This window comes from Desulfobacterales bacterium (assembly GCA_034003325.1).
GTDB lineage: Bacteria > Desulfobacterota > Desulfobacteria > Desulfobacterales > JAFDDL01 > JAVEYW01.
The window spans coordinates 1-22,487 of sequence record JAVEYW010000018.1 but is presented as its reverse complement, the minus strand read 5'-3'; the positions used below and the strand labels follow the sequence as shown (position 1 = coordinate 22,487).

The following is a 22,487-nucleotide window of genomic DNA, read 5'->3' as shown; positions in this document are numbered from 1 at the left end:
CCCCTTTATTCGTCGGTTTTACCGTCTTTGGTTTTATCCACGCCGGCTGCTTTACCGAGCGCCGCAATGCCGTCGGTGCTGCTGATAGCTTCCTGAAGAAGCGCTTCGAGCTTGTCGTTTCCGTCAAGCTTGGTGACCAGATCCGAAAGCCGGCTTCGGGCTTCCACCAGTTTTCGCAACGGCTCGATTTGTTCGGCCACCCGCTCGGGATGAAAATCCTCCAACGATCTGAAATTCAGTTCAACACCCATCTGTGTGTTGTCGTCGGTGATTTTATTGTCAACCTGAAAGGTAAGGCGCGGTTTCATACCCGACAGAACATTGTCAAAATTATCCCGGTCGATTTCAACGAATTTTCGATCCATCAATTTGGGCAGCGGTTCTTCCGGTTTGCCGGAATAATCACCGATAACACCGACAACAAAGGGAATTTCCTTCATCTCGATGGCGTCCCCGATTTCCACATCATAGGTGATGTGAACCCTGGGAGATCGCACCCTGTCAAGTTTGTGCTGCGTACTTTCTCTAGCCATGGTATGTTCCTCCTTTTAGCCGGTTTGTTTGAAATCCTATTAAGAATTCTTTCGAAGGATAAACGCTGACGTTATGCTTTCGCCGATTTACACGTTATAACTCATGGCCTTGGTCACATCGGTTCGGCAAAGCCTTTCCAGAAGTTCCCCGGCTCTCTGGACATTATCCGAGGCATCCTCCGCCTTTGTTAAACATTGATAAAGGGTGTCGATCACTTCGCCGATCCAGACGGGCGACTCCCATTTTTCCAGATTCAGCGCTTCTATCAAGGTGTAAAGTTCTTCTGCGATCGGGCGAGCCAGGTCCAGTCGGTTTGCGCGAAGGCAGAGTTTGGCGATGATGAGCCGGTATCTGTTTTTTTCCCGAATCGAAGGGGCGCTGCAAGCCGCGCTCATCAATTGCGTGAGGGCGGTTTTGATGCCGGCGTTTGTCAGAATTTGAAGCGCCTCATTCCACAAGACTTCCGCCGGCAGGTCGGATATCGGATTCAGATGAGAAATGGAAGCGATGTTATCGGTGCTGATCGGCAATGGATCGGTATTTCTCCGTTCCGTTACTGCTATATCGGCGGCGGCAGGAGGTTCCGGGGTTGGTTCTTCCACTGTTGACAGTGTTTCGGCCGACTCGGGTGGCCGGTCGGGCACCGGTTCATAGGGTACCTTTTCTTTATGGAGTTTGGCGACCAACTCATAACAATCGTCCAGGGCGGATCTGAATTCAGCCAATCGGGGCGCTTCGTTTCCGAAGGTTTCATCCAGCAACCGGTCAAAGGTTTTAAATGCGTTACGGCTCTTATCAATGGACGTCAGAAGGCTGATGTAAAAGGCCGCCGAAGATCGTGCGACAGCGCCGTCAAAATCTTCGATGGTGATTTTTCCCTCGGCAATTTTCTGATCCCTAGCCTGTTTGCGGGATTCATCGATATCGCCCCACTGGTTTCGCAGGCTTTCCTCGGATCCCACCTGGCGGGATTCCTGCCATTTGAGCCAGGAATAACCGGGGGTGTTGCGAGGGTCCGTGACCGCAATTTCTTTCAGTGCAATGCATAGTTTTTCATTTAAAAATTCGATCGGTGCGGCCCGAAAATCGAGGTCTCCTTCATCCATTTCAGGGTAAAGATGCTCCCAGAAATGTGTCAGAAGAGCGTTAATGACCTCCAGACCGGCCGTTAGACCCGAAAACCCGTCATTTTTAATCAGCGCCTCGGTCAACCAGATGGCGATTTGCAGATCTTTTGTCTTTTCGGTAAGGGCGGAAGCGGCTAACCTTTCGACTTTCGCCCAGTCCGAGGTTTTTACCTCATGCTGCCATTCACCCTTGTCCAGCAGGTCATCGGATCTTCTGGCTTCCTTGATGTCGCTGTAAACATCCGTATACCGAAGATTTTCCCCAGCCGGGGTCTCACCGGGAATCGGAGTGAGTATGGCGTTGATGTCGATGCTCATATGTCGCTCATCCTCCCTTCAGTGCGGTCCGTCGGTGGATTAAACACCATTTCCTGAATCTCCAGAATCGCCATGTCGTTGCCGCCGATGTCATATAGGTGCTGTCCCACAGCTTTTAAAAAGGGGCCGCCCATTTGGGTCCAGGTGGTGATGCGGCCCATTCGGATAGTATCGTCGGCATGAGCCCATGATTCTCCGTAAACGACGGGTAAAAAACAGTTCAAGGTCAATCCATCCCAGGTGGTGATGCGCCCCGGCACCCAAAGAAGATCAAAAAGGGTTTTGGGCGGGGTTACCGTCAACTCCCGTATCGATTCGAACGGTATCCAGATGTATCGATCGTGTACAATGGTTTCGAGAAAAAAAGAAAGAAAACTGTCCGTATCGCTAATTCCCTTGAAGGGGATTCCGTTTACGGTTCCGGAAAGGCCGGGGCGTTGCGACTCGATTTCCTGAAACAAGTTTTCCGCTTTCTCCGCGTCTCCTTTTAATAGGCATGCCAGGACGTCCCAATGCGCACCGAAATACCCGGGCGTCTTGGGAAGAAAAGCGGGTTTGCTTTTCATAGCCAAGACATTTTGTCGCTCTTTTTCCGCCCGAATCAGATTCTTATAGGTTTGTACGCTGATTTCCCGTTGTGGATCCTGCACGGATATGGCATCCAGCTGACGTTCCGCCTTGTCCCACTCACCACAAAAGCAAAGGACCTGAATGAAGGTGGTGCGTTTCCCCAAATCCGCGGGCGCCGCTTTAACCTCTTCCACCAGGTTTTTCCGAGCTTCAGCGAGATTGCCGGATTTAATGAGTTCGGCGGTAGTCATAACAATCCCCCTTTTTAGACTCTCTATCAGAACTGGAGAAGGTCGTTGGCCGCCAAGCCGCCCAGCCTCCCAGCATCCAAGCATCCGGCTTTTGCCGGATCAGAATGACGGCTGAATTCCGTTTGGCACCGAAGTGTTGCTTTCCACGGACCACAACCGAATGAAATCCTGTACGGCCAAAGGCCGTTTGAAAACCGCAACGTAACTTTTCTCGATCAGCCCGCCGATAAAAGTTGCATTTGGCGCGGTTTTATCTTGATCCTTTAACAGCGAACTCCATATCCCGGCATCCGTTACGGCATCCCGGCAGGCGTTAGCGTCAAAAGGGATCAGAAATTCCGGTGCGCCTAGTTGTGAACGAAGGCTTTTGTTCATCTCTTCCCGCGCGGGCGTTTCCGCACCACACCCTTTCTCACGGCGATTCCGCTCTTCAGCAGAAAGCGCCGACCAGTCGGCGGTCAACGACGGAAGCCGGCGAACTTGATCCTCAAATTGAGAAAAGTCCAGATAACGCTTAGTGATCAAATATTCCATCTGCCCCCAGATCGTTTCGCAGGCAAACGGCAATAATTCCCAGTTTCTTTGCCATTGCGCCAATAACCCGGTCCCGATGATAAAGAGAGGATAGGGGCGGCCAATCGTATCGAAACTGTCCCGGCCCACACCGCACACCAGTGAGTCCTTCTGGATGCCCTTGGCCCAAAAGCGCCAGGAGTAAAGATTCTTGGCATTCCTGCGCCCGGCGCTTATCTGGCGATAACCGTTTTCAACCCACCCGGAAAAGGCCTGAAAAAACGGGTCGTTCGCTCCCGCGTTAAAATAGTCTCCGACCACGGGGTGTTTGCCGAAAGCAGCCCATTTCCAGGTGGACCCGGATTTCAATAATCCCAGCATATAGCGGCATTTCTCGGCACCTTCGGCGTGCTCGGTTCCCTGGACACTTTTTTCACAGATGATTTCGCGGCCAGATATTTTTGATAAAACGAAAGGACGCGAGAATGCCTTTCAAATTGGTAATTGACCTGTATATACTTAATATTAGCCTGTTGTAACGCGCTTTTGTTCTGCGGAAAATCCCCGGGATACAATCGCCGGGTGCCGTTGCCGAAATCCTTCAGAAACAATGGAAACCCCATATTCCCTTTGTATCTTTTCGTCAGCACGATCGAGCCGATTTCAACGGTGAAGACCACCTCGTCACAGGTCTCGGAAGACCAATCGAACACCTTGCGAACCGGATAGTTCAGGTTAATGAGCTGGGCGGTCTCATTGCCGCACCTAACTGTCAGGGTAGTGGCCTGAGGCCGGGTGTGAGCGTCCGGATTAACATCCGTGGGCAGCGCTTTTATCGTGACGCCGCCGTTGAACACAAGCGGTGTCGCAACGACGTCCTCGTCTGCTCCCGATCGGGCGGCACGCGCCTGGGCTGCTCTGACCTTCCGGGTACCTTGCGTAAGATACCTTAAAAAATCAGTTTTAAATTGAATCTCCCGCCCCAGGACATTTTTGGCATAAAACCCCTTGTTCAGGCTGCGGTCAATAAAGGGGGCAATCGGGCCCTTCACAAAGTCCATGGCCGGCCCCTTTTCTCCCAATGCGACAGCCGTGATTCTTTCCGAGTCGCTGATGCCCTGGACTTCAACCAGTACTTTTTCTTCCCACAGCTTGTCGATGTAACAGGCGGTCTCCCGGAGGACAAAGTCCCAGAGAAACCGGTGAGGGCCGGATACAAGCGCCCAAAACATGGCCGATTGGCCGGCGCTGTTTTGAAGGGTTGCCTCCATGGTGCGAATCGAGGTTTGCGTCAGGATAAAGGGCGATGGCGGAGAAGCGGCTTCCTCATCAAAGGTTTTCGCGGCTATCTCATAAGCCCCTTTTCGAGTGGCGATGGCCTTTACGATTTCGACCAGGGCTTTTTGGTAGTCCCTGAGCGCGGAAGCTGCCGTGAGCCTGGATTCAATCAAAGCCGAGGCTTGCGTGTCGTCCGCCGCCTTTTCGACCTTTGAAAGAAGGCTTTTTCCTTTTTCCGCTGCTTTGGATAGCAGCCCCGTTTTCGGCAACATATCTTGCCCGGCAGCGGTTTGTTTTGCCCTATCGAAATCATTAACCAGGCCCACCCACGCGCGGTCCGTGTCCTGTGAGAAAGGCGCTATTTCGTCCTTCATCCGCGCCAGAAAGGAGAAAAAAGGTCCCTGACCCGTGCCGATGCGATCAATAATCTGATGCCAATCCGGTATTCCGGAAAGCCGGTTAACCCCCTCGGGCAGTTGGGTGCCGAAAGCTTCCCATGCATCCAGATAGGCTTTTTTATAATCGCGCTGAAAAGCCTGTTTTGCGCCGGCAATGACCAGGGGATCGGGTGAGGCCGCTTCGATCTCCTGAAGGAATATATCGATGGCTTCTTTGCCCTTCAGGGTATAGGCCGGCGCAATCGCAATGCTGTCCGCCGGATCGGGATCGCCGCCCCAAAAGTCCGCAAGCGTAAGGCCCTTGAGGCTTGGATCCGCATTGACCATATCGACGAGGCAGGACAGATCATTTTGCCTCGTCGATAGAATTTGCTTCATCCAGGCTTGCAGGGTGATACTTTCCTGATTGATCCGGTTGCGGTCCGGCTGCCAGATGAGATCGTATTGGTAAAGATGCGCCAAGCGGTCCTGCAATTCGGGCATCAGGGGAAGGTTTTCTTCGGCCGCAAAGGTTTCAAATCCCGGCTGCGGCCTTTCCTGAAGGGCTGCCAGGTCCGCGCCGGCGAGCCGCGCCTGCAGCAGATTAATGCGGCGAATCATGTGCGCCAGGTGTTGGCCCAAGGTCCGGCACGGGGTTGTGACGGAAAAACCGGCGATTCGCTCGGCCATCCGCTTGTCATAGGCGCCGATCAGTCCTTCCTCGAATTGCTTGCAATAAGCCGTCTTGATTCGGGTTTCCACCTCCTGGCTTTCATTTAGGTAGAATCGGGGAAGCCACCAATCGCGGTTTCTTTCTTCCATTTTAAGAAGGGTTTCCCTGAAGCGGTCCATGAGGATGACATCCGATACCAATTCCCCTCGCAGAACCGGTGGTTCAGCAAATTCATAAGAAAATTCCTTCAGAATTCGCATATTTTTAACAAAGGAAAAGCTAAGCAGACCGCACAATGCGATGACAATGGCCACCCAGGCCGTCAGCCCCAGGTTTCGGGTCAACCGGTTCCATTGAATGGCGTGCAGGGTGGGGGCGAAGATACGGCGGTCACTGGGGAGAATTCTGGAGAAAAAATCAAAGAGAAACATTCCCTTGCTTGTACCCGGCAGCACGTCTCGATCCTCGATCAGGCCGAGGGCTTTCAGAAAATGAGAATAGGGACTTCCCTCCTGGCGGCCGCTGCTGAAAAAGATCCCCCTTAAAATCGGTGTTTCCTGATAGGGGTTTTCCTGAAAGGCGCCATGGGTGAATGCGAACAAACTGGATTTTAAGCGTTCAAACTCTTCCGGGAAGAGCAACAGCGCCGGGTCCGCCTTGCCGGCGGCCGGCTGGTGAAGGAGCTGAAGCCGAATATCCTTGAGCCGCTCCACAATGGTATGCATGGCTCGCTCGTTAAAGGTGGTGATGTCCGATGTAAGGTCATGATTTAAAAACCCCATGGCCCGATCGAGTGCTTTTTCGGGTAATCGGTCGCAATACTGGGTCATGCCCTGAATTAAATCGCATTTGGTGATCAGGACGTAAACCGGAAACTTAGCGCCCAGCACACGCATCAGTTCATCCATCCGTTGCCGAAGGCTGCGACCGTCGGCCAGCAGGGCTTCGGAATCCGCGGACAGTAGCTTATCCGCAGCAACGGTGATAATTAAACCGTTCAAGGGTTCCCGTTTACGGAATTTGACCAATTGGGAGAGGAATCTTTGCCATTCATCCTTGTCGCGGCCCTCATCTACCGGGATGGCATACCGGCCCGCCGTGTCGATAATAATGGCCTGTTCGAAAAACCACCAGTCGCAGTTGCGGGTACCGGAAATGCCGGAGGTTTTCCGGACCTCCGCGAAGGGCGAGGAAAGCCGGGCGCTTTTAATGGACGTTGTCTTGCCGGAGCCGCTTTCACCGATGATCATATACCAGGGCAGGACATAGAGCGGATTTCCCATTTTCTTCAAGTGGGAGTTTCGCAGCGCATCCATGGCCTCTTTCCAGCGGTCCTGAAGTTCCCGGGAGCGCTCCTTGTCCTTGTCTCCCAGGGTGGCCACATAGGCGGCCTCCTGGTGAATCACCTGCTGAACAAAATGCTGTTCCCGCTTGCGTTGAAATAATTTTTTAATAAACAGGATGCCGGCCGCAAGCCCCGCCAATCCGATAAGAACGAAAAACCCTACCCACCAGGGCCAACCGAGCACCAGCACGCCACCGAAAACCAGGGCCAGCCCCAGCATCGCCACACTGATAATGAGGCATACTTTCAGAATTTTTATCAGAAGCGCTTTCATTTACCGCACCGTCGCAAACAGGTTATCGCCAATGTTGCTCAACACAAACCGGTATATGAGGAATAAAAGGAAATAAAGACCTACCGGAAAACACAGGCTGAAAAGCGTAAAAAGGGAAAAACGGAATCCCGATGTCCGTTCGATGGGGGTTCCGGTGCCGGCGGCGTAGCCTTCGGGAAAAAGCTCGCCTTTTTCAGAGGCGAGCAGTCCGGCCGCGTTACCGGTGAGAATTTTAAGATTTGAGCTTTTGAGCTGGTCCAGAAGAAATTCATCCCCGGCATGACAGTGGCGGCCGGTAAATCCCATGGCAAGACATAAATAATAAACCTCCCGCACATCCCGCTGCTGAAGCCCTACGGTGTTGAGCCGGTCATAGAAAAGCTCGCCCGCATCCGTGGTCTGGTAATACACCCGCTGCAATTGCTCGGCTTGCCATCGGTTTTTTTCTTTCCATTCGGAACTCAAAATGGCCTCATCGATCCATGCGAAAACGGCAAATCTGGCTAGGTTGTAATCTTCCTGAGCGAATTTGCCCTTTTCACAAATCAACTGGCTATTGGATATGAGCCGATCGATTTCAGCTTTTACCGCCTGATAGGCGGGCTGTTTGCTTGCCGCGGTTTTCAGAAAATAGGCGACATAGGCAATCAGTTCCATGAAACAATCCGTCAGACGCATGGGTTAGGACCTCCCGACCACCATTAATTCGACTTTTAGATCTTCCGGCGCTGTATCCCAATACAGCGCCAGGTTGTTGGACTTTTCCACACGGCTCCACAGGTCGCTGTGATGGTCAATCTGAAAATAGATGGAAAAGGAACGGCGGGGCAACTCCTGGGGCGGCAGCACGAGATGATCCAACCGGACGCCCGGAAGTGCCCGGGCGATTAAAAGGGGCAGGGATTCCCTGGCGCCGAGCTTGCCAGCGGTTTCAAGGGACTGAAGCAGGCCCTGCGGGTCCGATTGGGTTTCAAACACCAGATAATACCGATTGGCGCCGCTGAATACGGCCGGATTGAGATCCGCCGCGAAATAGGTGCCGTCATAAAGCAGCGGAATCATATAGTCGGGCCCGGCGGTGATTTCATTCAATAATCGAATGATCAGGTCGTGGGCGCCGGAAAAGCAATCGCCAATGCGCCTGTGGTCGTAGCCCATGAGCAATTGGGTGCTGTCCGACAATTCCCCCATGACGGAGACCTCCTCGGAAAAGGAGGATAACTCGCCAACGATTTGTCTTAACACGCCGTAAGCCTGCCAGGGGTGAACTTGCCTGGTTTCCGTAAAATGGTGCAGCAGCGGGACATACCGGTTCAGCGATCTTAACGCCAGCAGGTACACCATATCCCTGGCGCCGAATTCTGCGGTATGAATACCGCGTGATTTCTTATAGGCTTCAAGCTGACGGGTTCTGGCGAAGATTTCATCCCGAATTTCCTTGATATATTTCAGCAATGTTTCGTCGCTCGTGAGCGTGAGGCTCGGCGGTACAAAACCGGGTGCGAAACCGATTTCTTCCCCGGTGCGGACCAACTGGCTGATCGGCAACAGCACAAAGTCGCCGAGTTGATCGATCTCATTTCCCCAAAAAAGCCGCAGGACATAGTATAAGTGCTTGACTTGGGCCGAAGGGCCGCTCTGGTGCAGGTCGATGACTTCCTCGGCGTCCGCGGTTGTCACAAAACGAGTCGTGACGCCGGAGATGTCCTCAAGATTGGGCAACACCGTGACATTCTCACCGGTGGTGTTCCACTTTCGAATTCCGAGCAGCACGCTTAAGGGTTTACCGCCATCTTCCCAGTCTTTTTCAAAAGAACGGGCTTCTATCAGGGCGTTTCCGGGAAAGGTGAGGTGGGTGGCATCCGGAAATATGAACTCGCCTTTAAGCAGACTGAACGTGCGATTACCCAGCGCGGATTTTTGAATGTTCATTTCCCCAACGCCCCAGAAATGGGGAGCTAACAGCGTGTGAAAAGGGGTCAGCAGCGCTCGCGTATGAAGGCCTTCCAGTTGAAAGTGCTGAGGCTGTAAAAACAGGCCCTGATGCCAAAACAAGGGTCTTTCCATTCGCTACTCTCCCGTGCCGGTTTCGATCTGGAGCGGGCCAAGCCGCAGGTTCAGATTAATGGTGTCCGGTTTTGCAACCTGCCGACTACTGAAACCGCCCCCTTCGTCAACAATAACGGCTGGAATTTCGATAAGACGGGTGATGCGGTCTTTTTCAATTTCCGCATAGCCGGCCGCGATGCCGATGTATTTGGCGCCTTCCGCACGATCCATCGCAAAGGAAATATTCTCGCCGGGCCGGACGATCACGCTCCTGAAATTTGCAACACTGGCATCGAAGAGCGAACACGCCAACAGACTGTAAAGCCCGTCTTCGGTTTGGACGCGTTGATTGAAACCGTTGGGGTCCTTGAGCTGGTAGACGCAAAGCTGAAGCGTGTGCGAAATATTATTATAAAGATTGAGGTTGGGGTCCGCCTGGAAGGTCAGCTTGACCGCATCTTTTTCAAACCGCCACTCCGGCGGCGCGAGGGGCGGCCGGGAAGCGCAGGAAACGATTAGGAAAAAACTCATGAGAATGGTGAGGGTGGCTGCTGACTTGTTCAATTTTACCTCCTTCGCAAATGACTTAGACGACTATTGTTGAATCCGGACCTGGCTTGAATGTCTCATACAAAGGTAAAAAGGACGATAGTGAAGCTATACTTATACCGTATTTCGTTTCATTATGCATCTTAAATGTTTGGTTCCATGTCTTTTTGGGTTGCTGATAGCTCATAGCTGATAGCTGATAGCTCATAGCTCATAGCTGACAGCTCACAGCTTATAGTGGATGGACGCCGGCTAATGGTTCATCCGGCAGTTGTTTTCAAATTCCCGCAACAAATCCTCCATGAAACGGCCCGACTCGAACCACTTTTTTAAGGTTGAAAATTTGGCTTCATAGATATCGAAATACTCGGCTTTTTTCAACGGGCCGAATTTCAGTCCCTGGCCGGCTTCAGAAGCGATTTTTTCCGGGTCCAGCTCCCGAAGAATTTTTAATACCGTGGTATGGGCGGCTTGCCGGAACGCTTGATGCGCGACGAAAAAGGCTTTGTCGATTCGGCCCAGATATGCCTCAAGCGTCTCGTGTGCTTCACCGCCTTGCATTTGCTGGCCGATGACATGGCGGATCGTTTGGTCGCCCGGGGCGCCGCCCAACAGCGTGGCGTTGATGTTTTGTATGAGCCGGTTTAAAGTGGCGAATATCGTGCTCAGCGATTCGGAAAGCCGTTCCATCAGTTCCCGGGGGGAGAGGTTGTCCGCGGAAATTTCCCTTCCCAGCAACAGAGAGAAAATCCGGGTAAGGACTTCTTCTTCCATGTCGGTTTCCGGTGCCGGTGTATCCGGGGGGGAGGGGGCAAATCGGCCGGTCAGAGCGTAATAGAATGATTTTCTTGCATCTTCCGGCAAATCGGTGAGCCGATGCGCCAGATAGGTTTCAATGACCGCCGCAGCCCGCTCGGGATCATCCCTGTATATTTGGCGAATATCATCGGCGAGATGGTCTATTGAGGGCGTTTGATTCATAGGGGGTCCGTATTTTTCCTTTATTTTTGGGGTGGGCGCAGGATAACGGTTTCGGATAATATATCATCTCCATCATCCGGCCCGGTGTTGTTCATCTCGGGTGGTGGTGCCGGGTTTGACGCTTTTTTATCTGCCGATGAGGAACGGGAGATAATGATGGTTTCGGGCAGTTCATCCGGCGATGCATCGATTATCCTTTCGGGCTGATTTTTCCCGCCCGTGGGAGAAAGGACGATGGTTTCGGCAAGCGCTTCTTCGCGGTGAATATGGTTCGGAATCACTGTTTCGCGCGGTTGCGGATGAACCGGTGTCCCCTTGGAAAGGATTACGGTTTCGGCAAGTTCTTCTTCGCGTGAATCTGATGAAGGCGCAATCGTTTCCCGTGGCGTGTCTTGACCCGCCGTGCCGCGTATCATGATGGTTTCAGCTTCCGGTTCATCCTCTATCGGTGTGGCAGAAGATGCAGGTTTATTAAATGCAGCTTCTTTTTGAATGATCCGCATCAGGATTTCATGAATGGCTTGATTTTCGCCCGGAACGGCCTCGGTTGGTTTTGGCGCCGCAGTCACGGTGAAAAGCGCTCTTTTAATTTCATTTCTAAGCGCGTCGATATCCTGTTGCAGGCGGGAAGAAGACCAATCGGCGGCTTCCTGTCGGTCAAGGGTCAATAATGCCCGGCCCAACGATAAAGAATTTTCCCACATGGCGCGCCACTGTGCAGGGAGGTGTTTCAACCGCTGCGCATCCGGCGACCAAAATATATTTTCCGGAGAAAATACGGGGGATTTTTGGTTGAGCGGGTCGTTGGGTGATGGTTGATTTAAGGTGTTAGGGCTGGCTGAGATTTTTGATAGGGCCGCGATAATATCGGCCGCGGATTGCATTCGATTGGCCAGCAGGACATAAAACCAGATAACGCCCAAAAGATAAGTGGCTTGACCCGGAAGCAGCACCGGAAGGGCGGCTGATACCCGGTCCGTCAACCCGATGTCGAAATATGCGGCCGAAAAATTCCACAGCGCGGGCAGCAGTCGATTTTGAGTGGGTATGTTCACCCACAGACATTCCAGGGCTGCATGCATGTCAAGCGGTGTCTGCCTTGTGTTGATGCAGGCCGCTATCTCGTATAAAAAGGACAATTTCAGGTAGAGCACTTCAAGAAAATGGTTGTCCGTTCCCGCAAAGAAGAAAAAATCGTTGCGGTCGAATCGGTGTTTCTGCTCCTGAAAATTCGCGAGTCTTGCCGGTACATTTGCTTTCCGAAGGTGAGTCTCCAGTTCCTCACTGTTCGCCCCTGCAACCAGTGCCAGAAAATCAGCGGCGCTGAGCGTCATGGCCTTAACTACCAGCATATGAAACGGATAAAACCCAAAGGGCGTGATTCGAGCCGCCGATAAATTATCCGGTCCATGGCAGGTTTCTTTCTCCGGACAGGTGGTACACGGAAATTCATTCAGCGGAACACCGCTCGCCAGCAGTCGCCGCCAGGCCGCAATTAACCCACTGCAGTCCTGAACGCCGGGCGGGTCTGCCGTGTTCAATGTCAATCCGAAAAAACCGTTTCCTTCCATGGTGGCAGGGCAGGTCGAACAATGAAGGTAGCGGCGCAAGGACGATGCATAGGCCTCAAGACCCTGGCCGGCGAGCAGCGTTTCATCTTTGCACAGGGAAAGCGGCCGGCCGCATCTCGGACAGGGGGGATGGAAAAACAGATGCCGATGGCTGCAGAAAAAAAGAGACTGGAAAGCCGATCGACGGCCATCTGCCGCATCGGCGTTTCCCAGTTGGATGAGAGATTGACTCAATGCGTCAGGGTCGGTCTGTTTTGCTTCCTGCGCGGAAAAAAAGAGGTGCGCTTGTTGCCAGGACGCCTCGATGTCCGAATTGGTCAGCGGGCGAAGTTCACTTGGTTGAAAGCGATAATTGTCTTTCTGGACCAGCAGAAATACCGGTTGAACGCAACTGCCGCCGTCCGAAACGATATCGGCCCGCAACAGGCTGGTCAAGGGGGAGCTGTCGTTTAACCTGCTGAAGGGGAAACGCTTTCTTGTTTTCGCGGTATGGGGTAACCGTGCCTCGCCTGTCAGATCAATAAAAAATCCGACCCGTTTTGGTTCAATGTAGGGGAGCAGAGAGGGCGTAAATGGATTCTGATTCAAAAGAAATTCCCTTTACCGAACTGTCTAAAGTCAATGAATAAAAATGGCTCCGTAGGGTTAAGCCGGGCTTGCCGTATTTCGGTTCATCTGCGATTTCGACAGGGTCCGAATGCCGGTCATAAGAGGGTTTAATTATTAAAAAACTTAAAAAAACCAGTTAGATATGGTATATATTAGGCGATAGAAAAAAAATGTCAAGGACAAATACGGGTGAAAATAAGGCGTATTTTATATTACAATGCCTTCAGCATGCTGAATTTTTAAATTAAAATGCGATTGCCGGGAATGGGGATGCGGAAAGTCGGGCCGTTTTTTCGCTATTCATCTAAAAGAAGGTTGACCTTATCATGGCGAAGCTCTATCAAGGGGCACAAATTAACCCGAGAGATAGAAGCGTCTTTGGTAAAAAGATGCACTATAGAAAATAGATAAAAGCTAAAGGATAAAAAATAGTTGGAAACCGAACGAGTCACCAATCCGAACATTCGTAATATTGCCATTATCGCTCATGTTGATCATGGCAAAACAACGCTGGTGGACGCCATGTTCCGCCAGAGTGGGCTTTACAGGGCCGGCCAGCAAGTCGATGAGCGCGTCATGGACAGCATGGACCTGGAGCGGGAGCGCGGAATTACCATCGCTGCAAAGAACTGCGCCGTTAGCTGGAAACACGTCAAGATCAACATCATCGATACGCCGGGGCATGCCGACTTTGGCGGAGAGGTCGAGCGCGCGCTATCCATGGCCGATGGCGCCCTGCTGCTGGTGGATGCTTCCGAAGGGCCGCTGCCCCAGACGCGCTTTGTGTTGAAAAAGACGCTCAAGGCCGGTTTAAAGGTGATCGTGGTGATCAACAAGATAGATCGAGCCGATGCGCGGCCTGCTGAGGTGCTGGAGGAGATTTTCGACCTGTTTATCGATCTGGACGCGACCGATGAGCAACTCGAGTTTCCCCTTCTGTATGCCAACGGGCGTGACGGCATTGCGCAAAAAAGCCTGACAGAGCCGGGCGAGTCCCTGGCCGTGCTTTTTGACACCATCATCGAAAAAATCCCGGCGCCTACCCATGAAGCGGGTCATCCCTTCCAGTTGCTCGTGTCGGATCTGAGCTATTCGGATTACCTGGGCCGATTGGCAATCGGCCGGGTGTTCAACGGGGAAGCGCGCTTTAATGAGAGCATGGTCTGCATCGACGAGTCGAGCCGCTTGAATCCCCTCAAGATATCGAAACTTCAATGCTATGAAGGCCCGAAACTGGTGGAAGTCGATGGGGCCGAACCCGGAGACATCGTGGTGCTGGCGGGTATTGAAAATGTGGCGATCGGTGATACCATCTGCGCCAAGGAAAATCCGAGATCGTTGCCCCGCATCTCCGTGGACGCGCCCACGGTGTCCATGCGCTTTTCCATCAACAACTCACCTTTTTCCGGAAAAGAAGGCCGCTTTGTTCAATCCGCCAAGATTCGGGAGCGACTGGTTCGCGAAACGCTTCGAAACGTCGGGATTCAGATGGAAGAGACCGAGGATCGCGAGTCCTTTATCGTGAAGGGGCGGGGTGAATTTCAGATGGCGATTCTGATTGAAACCATGCGGCGGGAAGGCTTTGAGATTTGTGTCGGTCGCCCCAAGGTAATTTTGAAGAAAGAGGGCGGACAAACCCTGGAGCCGATCGAATTTCTTTTTGTGGATTGCGATGAGCGATTCATGGGCATTGTCACCGAAAAGATATCGCTCAGAAAGGGCAAGATGGTGAACCTGGTCAATAACAACCGGGGACGCGTGCGCGTTGAATTCTCTGTGCCGTCCCGAGCCCTCATCGGATACCGGGATGAATTTTTAACCGACACCAAGGGCACCGGCATTCTCAATTCCATTTTTTCAGGTTACGAGCCCTATCGGGGGGAGTTTCCCCAGCGATTTACCGGCTCGCTTGTTTCAGACCGGACCGGCGTCTCGGTTCCCTATGCGTTATTTAACCTGGAGCCGCGCGGACAGCTTCTGATTCCACCGGGAACACCGGTTTACGAGGGCATGATCGTCGGTGAGCATAACCGGGACAATGATATCAATGTCAACCCCTGCAAGGAAAAGAAGCTGACCAATATGCGGGCCTCGGGAAAGGATGAAAACGTGGTCCTCGCGCCCGTAAAGCCCATGACCCTGGAAAGAGCCATCAATTTTATTCAGGACGATGAAATGGTGGAGGTGACGCCCAAATCAATTCGGCTGAGGAAAACCATTTTATCCGCCCAAAAGCGCTACACCCTTCGCGCCCCTAAAATAAAGGAGGATAAATGAGCCATTTTCAAAACACCCCATTTCGTGGTATCTTATTGCGAAAAGGAGGTACGGCACAATGGTTAAAGTCACCAAGGTTTCCGTATTAGAAGATTATTGTTTGGAAGTGACGTTTGATGACGGTGTATGTGGTGTGGTTGACCTCTCCGAACTGGTCGGCAAAGGTGTTTTTGATTTATGGCTCGACCCGCGTATTTTCGAACAGGTCCGAATCGGTTTATCCGGCGAGCTCATCTGGCTCGATAGAGTTGATCTCTGCCCGGACGCCTTGTACCTAAAAGTTACGGGGAAAAAACCGGAGGACGTTTTTCCCGCCTTACGTCGCGAGTCTATTTATGCCTGAAATCAGTCGCTTCTTCGGAATCGTCATCAAGATGTTCTTTGAAGATCATAACCCTCCGCATTTCCATGCGGAATACAGCGGCAACGTGGCTTTAATCGATATCCGCCACCTTTCAGTTTTTTCGGGCCACTTGCCGCCTCACATGGACCCTCCCGTAGCGATATTAAATTTCGTGGGCGGGGCAATCCCTGCTTCCGTGGCGTATTTTATCATTTTGGACAACTCTACCACCCGTTGCCCCACTATTTTGACATATCGCATGCCGCGCTTGTCATCCAAAACCCCGTGTTCCAGGTAGTCGGGTCTTCCGCCAAAAATAATCGAACTCGAAATGACCGTCGCCCTGGCAGCTCGTATCATGCCGTGACCATAGGTGAATTCGTCCATTGTCTGCAAGGTGTAATCCAAGCCGTGACCTAAAAAACCCACTGTAATCAGGCCGGTTATTTTGTTCCTCAAGGCTTGCGTAAAAAAGGCGGTGGTTCTGAGTCTTGAGAACAAATGAAGCAACGGCGGCGCCACGGTTCGACACCAGGTAGGGGTTCCAAAGATGATGCCGTCGGCCCGCGTCATCTCCTCAAGTATCCGGTTGGCATCATCATCCACATTGCACGGGCTTGCGTGCTTCATGCAATGCTGACAATCCTTGCACATATCGACCCGTTTATCCGCCATGCTGATGAACTTTGTTTTTACGCCATCCATTTTACCCGCTTCTTTGAGCGCTTCCTGTACGGCCACATCACAATTTCCGTCTTTTATAATGGTGGCGGATAATCCCAATATCGAAACTTCTGTTTCCGGCATTTGTCGCTACCCCTCAAAGTTGAATTGGTTTATATATCAGGCGCGTTGCGTAACGCACAACGCCTATATGACTATACGAAAAAAGAAAACAATTCAATGTTAAACAAATAGCCATTTGGCCGGCGGCGGTTGAAATGAAGACTATCTGCATGATATGGAAAAAAATAATGTGATTTCAGAGCAAAGGAGAGGGGATGAAAACAGTTGAGATTAAAGATGAAAAACTTCAAGTGCTGGATTGCCCGGCGATGGATGATTCCCCCATCACGATGCTTAATTTGTTAAAATATCGACAAGTTGCTGATCATTCAGGGTATCAAAACGAAACGCCTTGTTCCGGAAGGGAGGCTTATTTACGTTACACCAAACACTCTTTTCCCCTTGTTAAATCAATCGGCGGGAAAGTTATTTTTATGGGGACCGCGTTAGCGACGATTATCGGCCCGGATACCGAACAATGGGATGATATGCTGATCGTCCGATATCCGTCTCGAAAGGCCTTTTTCGGTATGCTGTCTTCGGAAGCGTATCGAGCGGTCATGTTTCATCGAACCGCGGCGTTGGAAGATTCTCGGCTTGTGGCGGTAATCGAGGGGAAGGCGAGTTTTCAGTCATAGACCACGGGCAGCATGGCAGGTTTTACAGAGGTAAGGCGGAAAGATTGATGTCACTTTCATCATCCAAGGACATACCCAACTTTTTCATTCGAGAGTAAAGGGTGCATCGATTCATTCCGAGAACGTTCGCTGCGCCATTCGGCCCGCCAATTTGCCGGCCGGTTGCCTTCAATACATGGGCGATATATCTGCGCTGTAATTCGGACATTGTCGGCATATCCTCAAATGCGCTTGCTTGCCGGCTTTCCGGCGCCACAGTCAATTGCAATTCCAAACGGTGGTCGCTTGAAAGAAGGGACGCCCTTTCGATAATATTTTTCAGCTCTCGAATATTTCCAGGCCAGGGATAAGCGAGCAATGCCGAGACATCGGCCGGTGTAATGGGAGGCTGAGAACGCTTGAGACGTTTGCACGCGAGTTCCAAAAAGTGCCGCGCCAGGAGAACGATATCCTCCTTTCTTTCTCGCAGCGGGGGGATTTCTATCGGAAGCACATTAAGACGGTAAAACAGATCTTGCCGAAACCGGCCGGTCTTCACCTCTGCGGCGAGATTACGATTGGTCGCGGCAATCAATCGAAAATCGCATTGATGAACACGACTTCCGCCGACCCGGGTAAATGTTTTTTCTTCCAAAACTCGTAGCAGCTTTGCTTGAATTGAAAGCGGCAGCTCTCCCACTTCATCAAGAAACAACGTCCCTCCGCTTGCCAGTTCGACGCGACCGGGTTTTTGACGATCGGCACCGGTGAATGCACCTTTTTCATGCCCGAAAAGTTCACTTTCGATCAGGTTTTCCGCTATGGTCGTCGAATCGATAATAACATAGGGGCTATTGCGGCGAGGGCTGTGTTTATGAACCCATCGTGCCATGACTTCTTTGCCTGCGCCGGTTTCCCCCTGGATCAGAATCGGGGAATCCGAACCGGCGATGCGCCGGGCTTTTTTCAATACCTCCTGAAAAACCGGGCTTTGTCCGATGATGCTTTTGTTCAAGACAGCGCCCTGTTCTATGATTTCTTCCGATAAGAGATTTTTATTTCTTTGCGCCGACCGGCAGTATTCCCATATTTGGCGGCATAGACCATTGAGGTGGATTTTGAGAAGGTTCAGCGCGTGGTCGTCCAAAAAATCAAAGCAGTCCGATAGAACGGCGTTGTCGTGGTATAAAACCCCGTGGCGGCCTTCTCCCGGATTAACGGGAATGCAAAGAACCGGAATCATTTTTGAATGCCCGGCCATTGCAATTTTCTTGATCAAGGGGCGGTCGTTTTGAATCGCTTGTATCATGAGATTCATCGAAGTATTGAAATTTAGAGAGGCGGTTTCGATTTCGGTCAGATTGACCGCGCCCAGGAGTATCGCCTTGGCCTTTTTGACGTCCCCCTCAAATAAAAAAAACCCGCCACGCTCCGCGCTGAAAAACCAATTGGTGGCGGTTACCACGCGACGAAGCAGCACTTTCAGGTCGGAGGCCGGGACAACCTTTTCCAATATCGTAGAAAACCGGTTAAAGACAACCTCCGGTGACATAAAGCTTTTAAGTATCCATCCTTTAGAAACATTCTCAATCAGGTGCTGAAGATCATCCGGGAAAACATGTTCCGCATACCCGGGCAAATCCCGCCATGCATCTTGCGCATAATCTCTCGCATGATCACGGTTTCCCTTTGACAGTTCAAGGCGGGCCATCTCTATTCGGGTTTTTGACAATTCGACCATAAACCCGGTGTGTTCCAGGTATTTTAGGCTGTTTTGAAGGTAAGAGTAAATTTGTCCGACCGGGAGTTTATTCAATACGGCGCGTTTGGCAAGAATTCGCATGGCCAATCCCTTGGTGGAAGCGCTTGGCCCGTTCATTATAATGTCGATGGCGTTGGTAAGACTGCAATTTGGAACCGGTGCAATATTTTGGCGTTCAAATTCAAGAAGCATGTCCAAAATCCAAGGAAATGTGGCGACCGGCAGGCCCAGATTGGCTTTTGCAGCGTTATCCGTGGCGTTGATAAACGCATTTCGGGCCTCCGGCAAATTACCCATCATAAATTGATGATACGTCATAAACAGCTTGACCCAGCACAGCGCAAAGGCGTTACACTGCTCGCCGGCCGCGTTCTGCGCGATGGATAGATGGTATAAGGCCTCTTTTTCTTTTTGATGGTTCATCAGGATATACCCTAGAACGGCCCTTAATAGGGCGGCGGCTCCCGATCGGTTATTTTGCTCTGCCTTGCGATGAAAAACATCCAGAATGGTAAACGCACGATCAAACTGGTAAAAGGCCATGGCGGACAGGCTGAAGAACACGGGGGCAAACGGATTGATGTCATCGTTTCCCGGCAACCTGTTTTGTTCCACAGCCGTTTCAAAATATGCCAGTGCTTCTTTGTAATCACCTTGTATCAGGTAATAAAGCCCGACGTACCCGGCGGCATAGTTTAAAATATCGTTGTCGCCGAACGCTTCAGCCGCCTGCTTGCCTGCTGAAAGTGCTTTCAAGGACTCATCGAACATATTGAAGAGGTAAAAATGCATTCCCATATGCATATCGATCATCGCTCGGGAACGTTTATCCCCTGTTGCCTCGCAAATGAAGCACGTCTTCTGCAGGAGTGACAGGGCTTCAGGAAAGCCTTTCCCGTTGGCAAAACATAAATCGGAAACTTTTAATACGAGGGAAACAAGTTGCGTATCGATCGAATAGTTTCTGTTACGCAGATGTCTTCCTTCAAGCGCCTGTCTTAAGAACACAATGGCCGTATTCACGTCCTGACTGAGAACGGCTTTTTCCGCTAATGACGACTGAATGGTTACCGCATCTTCTTCTCGTTGCGCTTTCAAAAGTAATTTGGCGATTATTTCGGGATCGAGCCGATCCAGTAAGTTGGATATGGTCAAGGCGTCGATCATTTCTGAAATCCGAAGCGGTGTATTGATGGCCTGAAGCTTTTCGGTAATGATTGAAGGAAGTTTCGATGATAATGCAAAGACGTGACCGCTCGTTGTTTCAAGAATATTAAGCTGAGCGGCACGTTCCATCAGGTCGAATAGAGATACTGCTGTAAGCGGAACCAGGGTTCCGACAATATCGATCGGTAGGGGCGATGCGAATGCTTCAAGTACCGATAAAAAATCCCATTGAACCGGTGAGAAGTCGGGAAGATCAGAGATCATATGATTCCTGGTTAAGGGTGTCGTGTCATTGGCTGGTAGGGGTGTTTATATATCAACGTTCCTCAAATCGCTTTTTCCGGGGATGCCGGACATCTAATACGGATAGCTCAAGCACTGCCTGCGCCCCTGCTCAAATATACATTTGCCTGCGACCGTAATGAAGCGTTGAATGCGTATGTTATAATCATACTCCCATGCAATTTTAAATCAAGCAAAAGTTTAAATAACAACTTTATATGTTGAAATAACAACCATGAAACAATCGCCCGGAAACAAGCCGCAATCGGCTTCCTTCCGAAACATATTTATATATAAAACAATATGATAAAGCAACGGTTGTGGCCTTATTATGCAAAGTCGTTTTGATGATGAAATGATTAAAAATGCATTGTGCTTTATGTTTCAGCTGCCTGATAATGTAGCAAAAACATATCATATCAAATACATGCAACTGTGGTATGCGATTTGCTATAAAAAAGCTTGTGTCACACATTTTTGATTTTTCGAAGACAGACTGTCGTGCGATGCAAGCTGTTTTAGCTTAAACCTTTTTTGGCTTACGTCTTAAGGCTTGAGCTTCATGCCACAACGAAGAAGAAAATTAATTTTATAAAGGAGAAAAAACATGATTCGTCCAGAGGATGTTCGCTTTCACACACCCAGTGATGTCAGCTATGATTGGGGAGAAACCAATTTCTTTTCTATATATATCCCTGAACCCAACATTACGGCCTGGGTTTACACGATTGCGCGTGCGGGCGTGGGCGCCTTTGTTTCCGATATCAGGGCAATCAATGGCATCAGCCATCATGCGATGGATGCCATCTACTTGGATTGTCAGCAACATCTGCCGATGCCCGCGAAGCTTGAGGACTATAGCTTGCCGAACGGGCTGAGTGTCAAGACATCCAATGAGCCACGCGACTACCATATCCACTATGTGGGAATAGACGATACTGAGTTCGATTGGCATGTTAAGGGGATTATGGAACCTTTTGATATCAGCGACCCATCAATGGACCCGCTTGCATCAAAAGACCCCAATCAGAGCGGCTTTGGCGCTGCCTATTCGAACCATTTCGACATGACCACCCATGTTACCGGAACGACTAAAATCCGTGGACGCAGTTTCGAGGTCGATTGCGTCACACTGATGGATCACAGCTGGGGGCCGCGCAACGAACGTCTTATGAGCGGCATGGGCTGGATTAATGCCGTTTTTGGACTGGACTACTCTGTACAGGCGATCTTTAGCTTAGACCCGTGGGCCAAGGGCTGGGAAGCATTTAAGTTTGCCCATGGTTATGCACTCGTCGACGGGAGGGTGTGCGGGTTCAAATCCGGCATGGCGCGAGCCATCCGGCATGGCCAGTTTCCGGTCGGCTACGAGATGCGCTTTGTCGATATCAACGATTTTGAACATGTCCTGATCGGTACAACCATCGCTCAGCATCCTTGGTCTTGCTACAGCAACATCGAAGCAAAGCTCAGCATGGTAGAGTGGCATGCTGTTGGCCGAAAAGGCTTTGGTTATGGGCACTCTCAGGAAAACTGGCAGTTTGATCGTTTGGCGGGACTGGATTTCAGGGCCGGCCGGTGATTGCTTCATACAGTTAGTTTCCGACGATGCAGGTTTAGTCCCTTTACCAGAAACATGCACGTTTTTGCGTGTATATTCGCCGAAGGTGAAAGATGGCTTTTATGCATCCCAGCATCCGGCTTTGCCGGATTAGGCTTACCAGAGGGCTTCAGTTTCTTCCAATATAATCCGGGTGGCATGCGGCGGAAGCTATTTTTTATTTTGCTCGGTTTTTGGGGCATATCTGGAGGCGCTCTTTTTTAGCGGAACGGAAAGGCGCTGAAAAGTCATAGAAAAGGTGCCTGGAAGCCTTGTCCGCTGTGTTTCAGCGAAGGCAACAACCAACCAAAGGAGAAGGAGCTCAGTATGAAAGAGAACAGCAGAAACAAGCATGATGAGGGAGGAGCCGGAAGGCAAAGCTTTTTTACGGGGTTTTGGGTACTGCTGCTGGTATTGACCTGGGGAATTGGCAGTGCCGTTGCGTTCAACATTCCAACGGGGAATGACGATCTTTTCATCCGCTGGGACAACACGATCCGGTACACGCTGCAGCAACGGTTGCACGGCGCGGAGAGCAATCTGATCGGGGACATCAACTCCGATGACGGGGACCGGAACTTTGATGTAGGCATCGTGCAGAACCGGTTTGATCTTCTTTCCGAGGCGGATTTGA

At 51.1% G+C, this 22,487-nt stretch carries 17 protein-coding genes and 1 pseudogene; 6 read left to right on the top strand and 12 right to left on the bottom strand.

The genetic code is table 11. From position 1 onward, the window contains the following. Nucleotides 1-5 precede the first annotated feature (5 nt). The 10 genes from tssB to RBT11_16855 all read right to left on the bottom strand — a co-directional run bounded on the left by tssB (nucleotide 6) and on the right by RBT11_16855 (nucleotide 12,998). Nucleotides 6-533, bottom strand: a complete 528-nt coding sequence (tssB, locus tag RBT11_16900) for a type VI secretion system contractile sheath small subunit (protein MDX9788458.1) — start codon at nucleotides 531-533, stop codon at nucleotides 6-8. 87 nt (nucleotides 534-620) lie between these two features. Continuing rightward, entirely contained in the window at nucleotides 621-1,979 is a 1,359-nt protein-coding gene (gene tssA / locus RBT11_16895; GenBank protein MDX9788457.1) for a type VI secretion system protein TssA, read from the bottom strand. Then, nucleotides 1,976-2,800, bottom strand: coding sequence for a type VI secretion system accessory protein TagJ (locus tag RBT11_16890; GenBank protein ID MDX9788456.1), 825 nt, complete (start codon nucleotides 2,798-2,800; stop codon nucleotides 1,976-1,978). Before RBT11_16890 ends, tssA begins: the two co-directional genes overlap by 4 nt. 99 nt (nucleotides 2,801-2,899) lie before the next feature. Next, complete coding sequence (gene tagF / locus RBT11_16885; GenBank protein ID MDX9788455.1) at nucleotides 2,900-3,694, bottom strand: type VI secretion system-associated protein TagF; 795 nt, start codon at nucleotides 3,692-3,694, stop codon at nucleotides 2,900-2,902. Then, nucleotides 3,679-7,260 carry a type VI secretion protein IcmF/TssM N-terminal domain-containing protein gene (locus RBT11_16880; GenBank protein MDX9788454.1) on the bottom strand — a complete coding sequence of 1,194 codons (3,582 nt, stop codon included), beginning with the start codon at nucleotides 7,258-7,260 and terminating at the stop codon, nucleotides 3,679-3,681. The genes tagF and RBT11_16880 overlap by 16 nt, the downstream gene beginning before the upstream one ends. Then, nucleotides 7,261-7,938 (bottom strand): DotU family type IV/VI secretion system protein, encoded by a 678-nt coding sequence (locus RBT11_16875; protein MDX9788453.1) that lies wholly within the window; start codon nucleotides 7,936-7,938, stop codon nucleotides 7,261-7,263. 3 nt (nucleotides 7,939-7,941) lie between these two features. Beyond that, a complete protein-coding gene (gene tssK, locus RBT11_16870; protein MDX9788452.1) occupies nucleotides 7,942-9,327 on the bottom strand; it encodes a type VI secretion system baseplate subunit TssK in 1,386 nt (461 codons plus the stop codon). A gap of 3 nt (nucleotides 9,328-9,330) precedes the next feature. Continuing rightward, complete coding sequence (gene tssJ / locus RBT11_16865; protein ID MDX9788451.1) at nucleotides 9,331-9,873, bottom strand: type VI secretion system lipoprotein TssJ; 543 nt, start codon at nucleotides 9,871-9,873, stop codon at nucleotides 9,331-9,333. Nucleotides 9,874-10,110: 237 nt separating this feature from the next. Then, on the bottom strand, nucleotides 10,111-10,839 hold the full coding sequence (locus tag RBT11_16860) for a hypothetical protein (protein ID MDX9788450.1): 729 nt from the start codon (nucleotides 10,837-10,839) through the stop codon (nucleotides 10,111-10,113). Between the two features lie 20 nt (nucleotides 10,840-10,859). Then, a complete protein-coding gene (locus RBT11_16855) occupies nucleotides 10,860-12,998 on the bottom strand; it encodes a hypothetical protein (GenBank protein MDX9788449.1) in 2,139 nt (712 codons plus the stop codon). A gap of 453 nt (nucleotides 12,999-13,451) precedes the next feature. Here RBT11_16855 and typA point away from each other — a divergent pair, with 453 nt between their 5' ends. The 3 genes and pseudogenes from typA to RBT11_16840 all read left to right on the top strand — a co-directional run bounded on the left by typA (nucleotide 13,452) and on the right by RBT11_16840 (nucleotide 15,721). After that, on the top strand, nucleotides 13,452-15,296 hold the full coding sequence (gene typA, locus RBT11_16850; protein ID MDX9788448.1) for a translational GTPase TypA: 1,845 nt from the start codon (nucleotides 13,452-13,454) through the stop codon (nucleotides 15,294-15,296). Nucleotides 15,297-15,354: 58 nt separating this feature from the next. Beyond that, entirely contained in the window at nucleotides 15,355-15,639 is a 285-nt protein-coding gene (locus RBT11_16845) for a DUF2442 domain-containing protein (protein MDX9788447.1), read from the top strand. Further along, nucleotides 15,632-15,721, top strand: a pseudogene (locus tag RBT11_16840) (DUF4160 domain-containing protein). Before RBT11_16845 ends, RBT11_16840 begins: the two are co-directional and overlap by 8 nt. Before the next feature lie 56 nt (nucleotides 15,722-15,777). On the opposite strand, the gene RBT11_16835 reads toward RBT11_16840, so the two are convergent. Then, nucleotides 15,778-16,446: a flavodoxin family protein gene (locus RBT11_16835; GenBank protein ID MDX9788446.1), complete on the bottom strand. Its 669-nt coding sequence runs from the start codon at nucleotides 16,444-16,446 to the stop codon at nucleotides 15,778-15,780. Nucleotides 16,447-16,640: 194 nt separating this feature from the next. Between RBT11_16835 and RBT11_16830 the strand changes: the two genes are divergently transcribed. Continuing rightward, nucleotides 16,641-17,063, top strand: coding sequence for a DUF1330 domain-containing protein (locus tag RBT11_16830; protein MDX9788445.1), 423 nt, complete (start codon nucleotides 16,641-16,643; stop codon nucleotides 17,061-17,063). Between the two features lie 22 nt (nucleotides 17,064-17,085). Here the strand turns inward: RBT11_16830 and RBT11_16825 are convergent, their stop codons facing one another. Continuing rightward, complete coding sequence (locus tag RBT11_16825; protein ID MDX9788444.1) at nucleotides 17,086-20,235, bottom strand: sigma 54-interacting transcriptional regulator; 3,150 nt, start codon at nucleotides 20,233-20,235, stop codon at nucleotides 17,086-17,088. Between the two features lie 625 nt (nucleotides 20,236-20,860). On the opposite strand from RBT11_16825, the gene RBT11_16820 reads away from it, so the two are divergent. Continuing rightward, the gene (locus RBT11_16820; protein MDX9788443.1) at nucleotides 20,861-21,835 is read left to right on the top strand and encodes a hypothetical protein; all 975 of its coding nucleotides are present in this window, start codon (nucleotides 20,861-20,863) and stop codon (nucleotides 21,833-21,835) included. A gap of 345 nt (nucleotides 21,836-22,180) precedes the next feature. After that, nucleotides 22,181-22,487 (top strand): DUF1302 family protein (locus RBT11_16815; GenBank protein ID MDX9788442.1); only part of this gene is annotated, 307 nt, incomplete at its 3' end.

Bases quoted from the DNA above. Each gene is read 5' to 3' on its own strand.
- RBT11_16825 (MDX9788444.1), bottom strand. From the start codon at position 20,235: ATGATCTCTGATCTTCCCGACTTCTCACCGGTTCAATGGGATTTTTTA.
- tssA (MDX9788457.1), bottom strand. From the start codon at position 1,979: ATGAGCATCGACATCAACGCCATACTCACTCCGATTCCCGGTGAGACC.
- tssK (MDX9788452.1), bottom strand. From the start codon at position 9,327: ATGGAAAGACCCTTGTTTTGGCATCAGGGCCTGTTTTTACAGCCTCAG.
- tagF (MDX9788455.1), bottom strand. From the start codon at position 3,694: ATGCTGGGATTATTGAAATCCGGGTCCACCTGGAAATGGGCTGCTTTC.
- RBT11_16830 (MDX9788445.1), top strand. From the start codon at position 16,641: ATGAAAACAGTTGAGATTAAAGATGAAAAACTTCAAGTGCTGGATTGC.
- RBT11_16860 (MDX9788450.1), bottom strand. From the start codon at position 10,839: ATGAATCAAACGCCCTCAATAGACCATCTCGCCGATGATATTCGCCAA.
- RBT11_16835 (MDX9788446.1), bottom strand. From the start codon at position 16,446: ATGCCGGAAACAGAAGTTTCGATATTGGGATTATCCGCCACCATTATA.
- RBT11_16875 (MDX9788453.1), bottom strand. From the start codon at position 7,938: ATGCGTCTGACGGATTGTTTCATGGAACTGATTGCCTATGTCGCCTAT.
- tssB (MDX9788458.1), bottom strand. From the start codon at position 533: ATGGCTAGAGAAAGTACGCAGCACAAACTTGACAGGGTGCGATCTCCC.
- RBT11_16890 (MDX9788456.1), bottom strand. From the start codon at position 2,800: ATGACTACCGCCGAACTCATTAAATCCGGCAATCTCGCTGAAGCTCGG.
- RBT11_16880 (MDX9788454.1), bottom strand. From the start codon at position 7,260: ATGAAAGCGCTTCTGATAAAAATTCTGAAAGTATGCCTCATTATCAGT.
- RBT11_16845 (MDX9788447.1), top strand. From the start codon at position 15,355: ATGGTTAAAGTCACCAAGGTTTCCGTATTAGAAGATTATTGTTTGGAA.
- RBT11_16820 (MDX9788443.1), top strand. From the start codon at position 20,861: ATGATTCGTCCAGAGGATGTTCGCTTTCACACACCCAGTGATGTCAGC.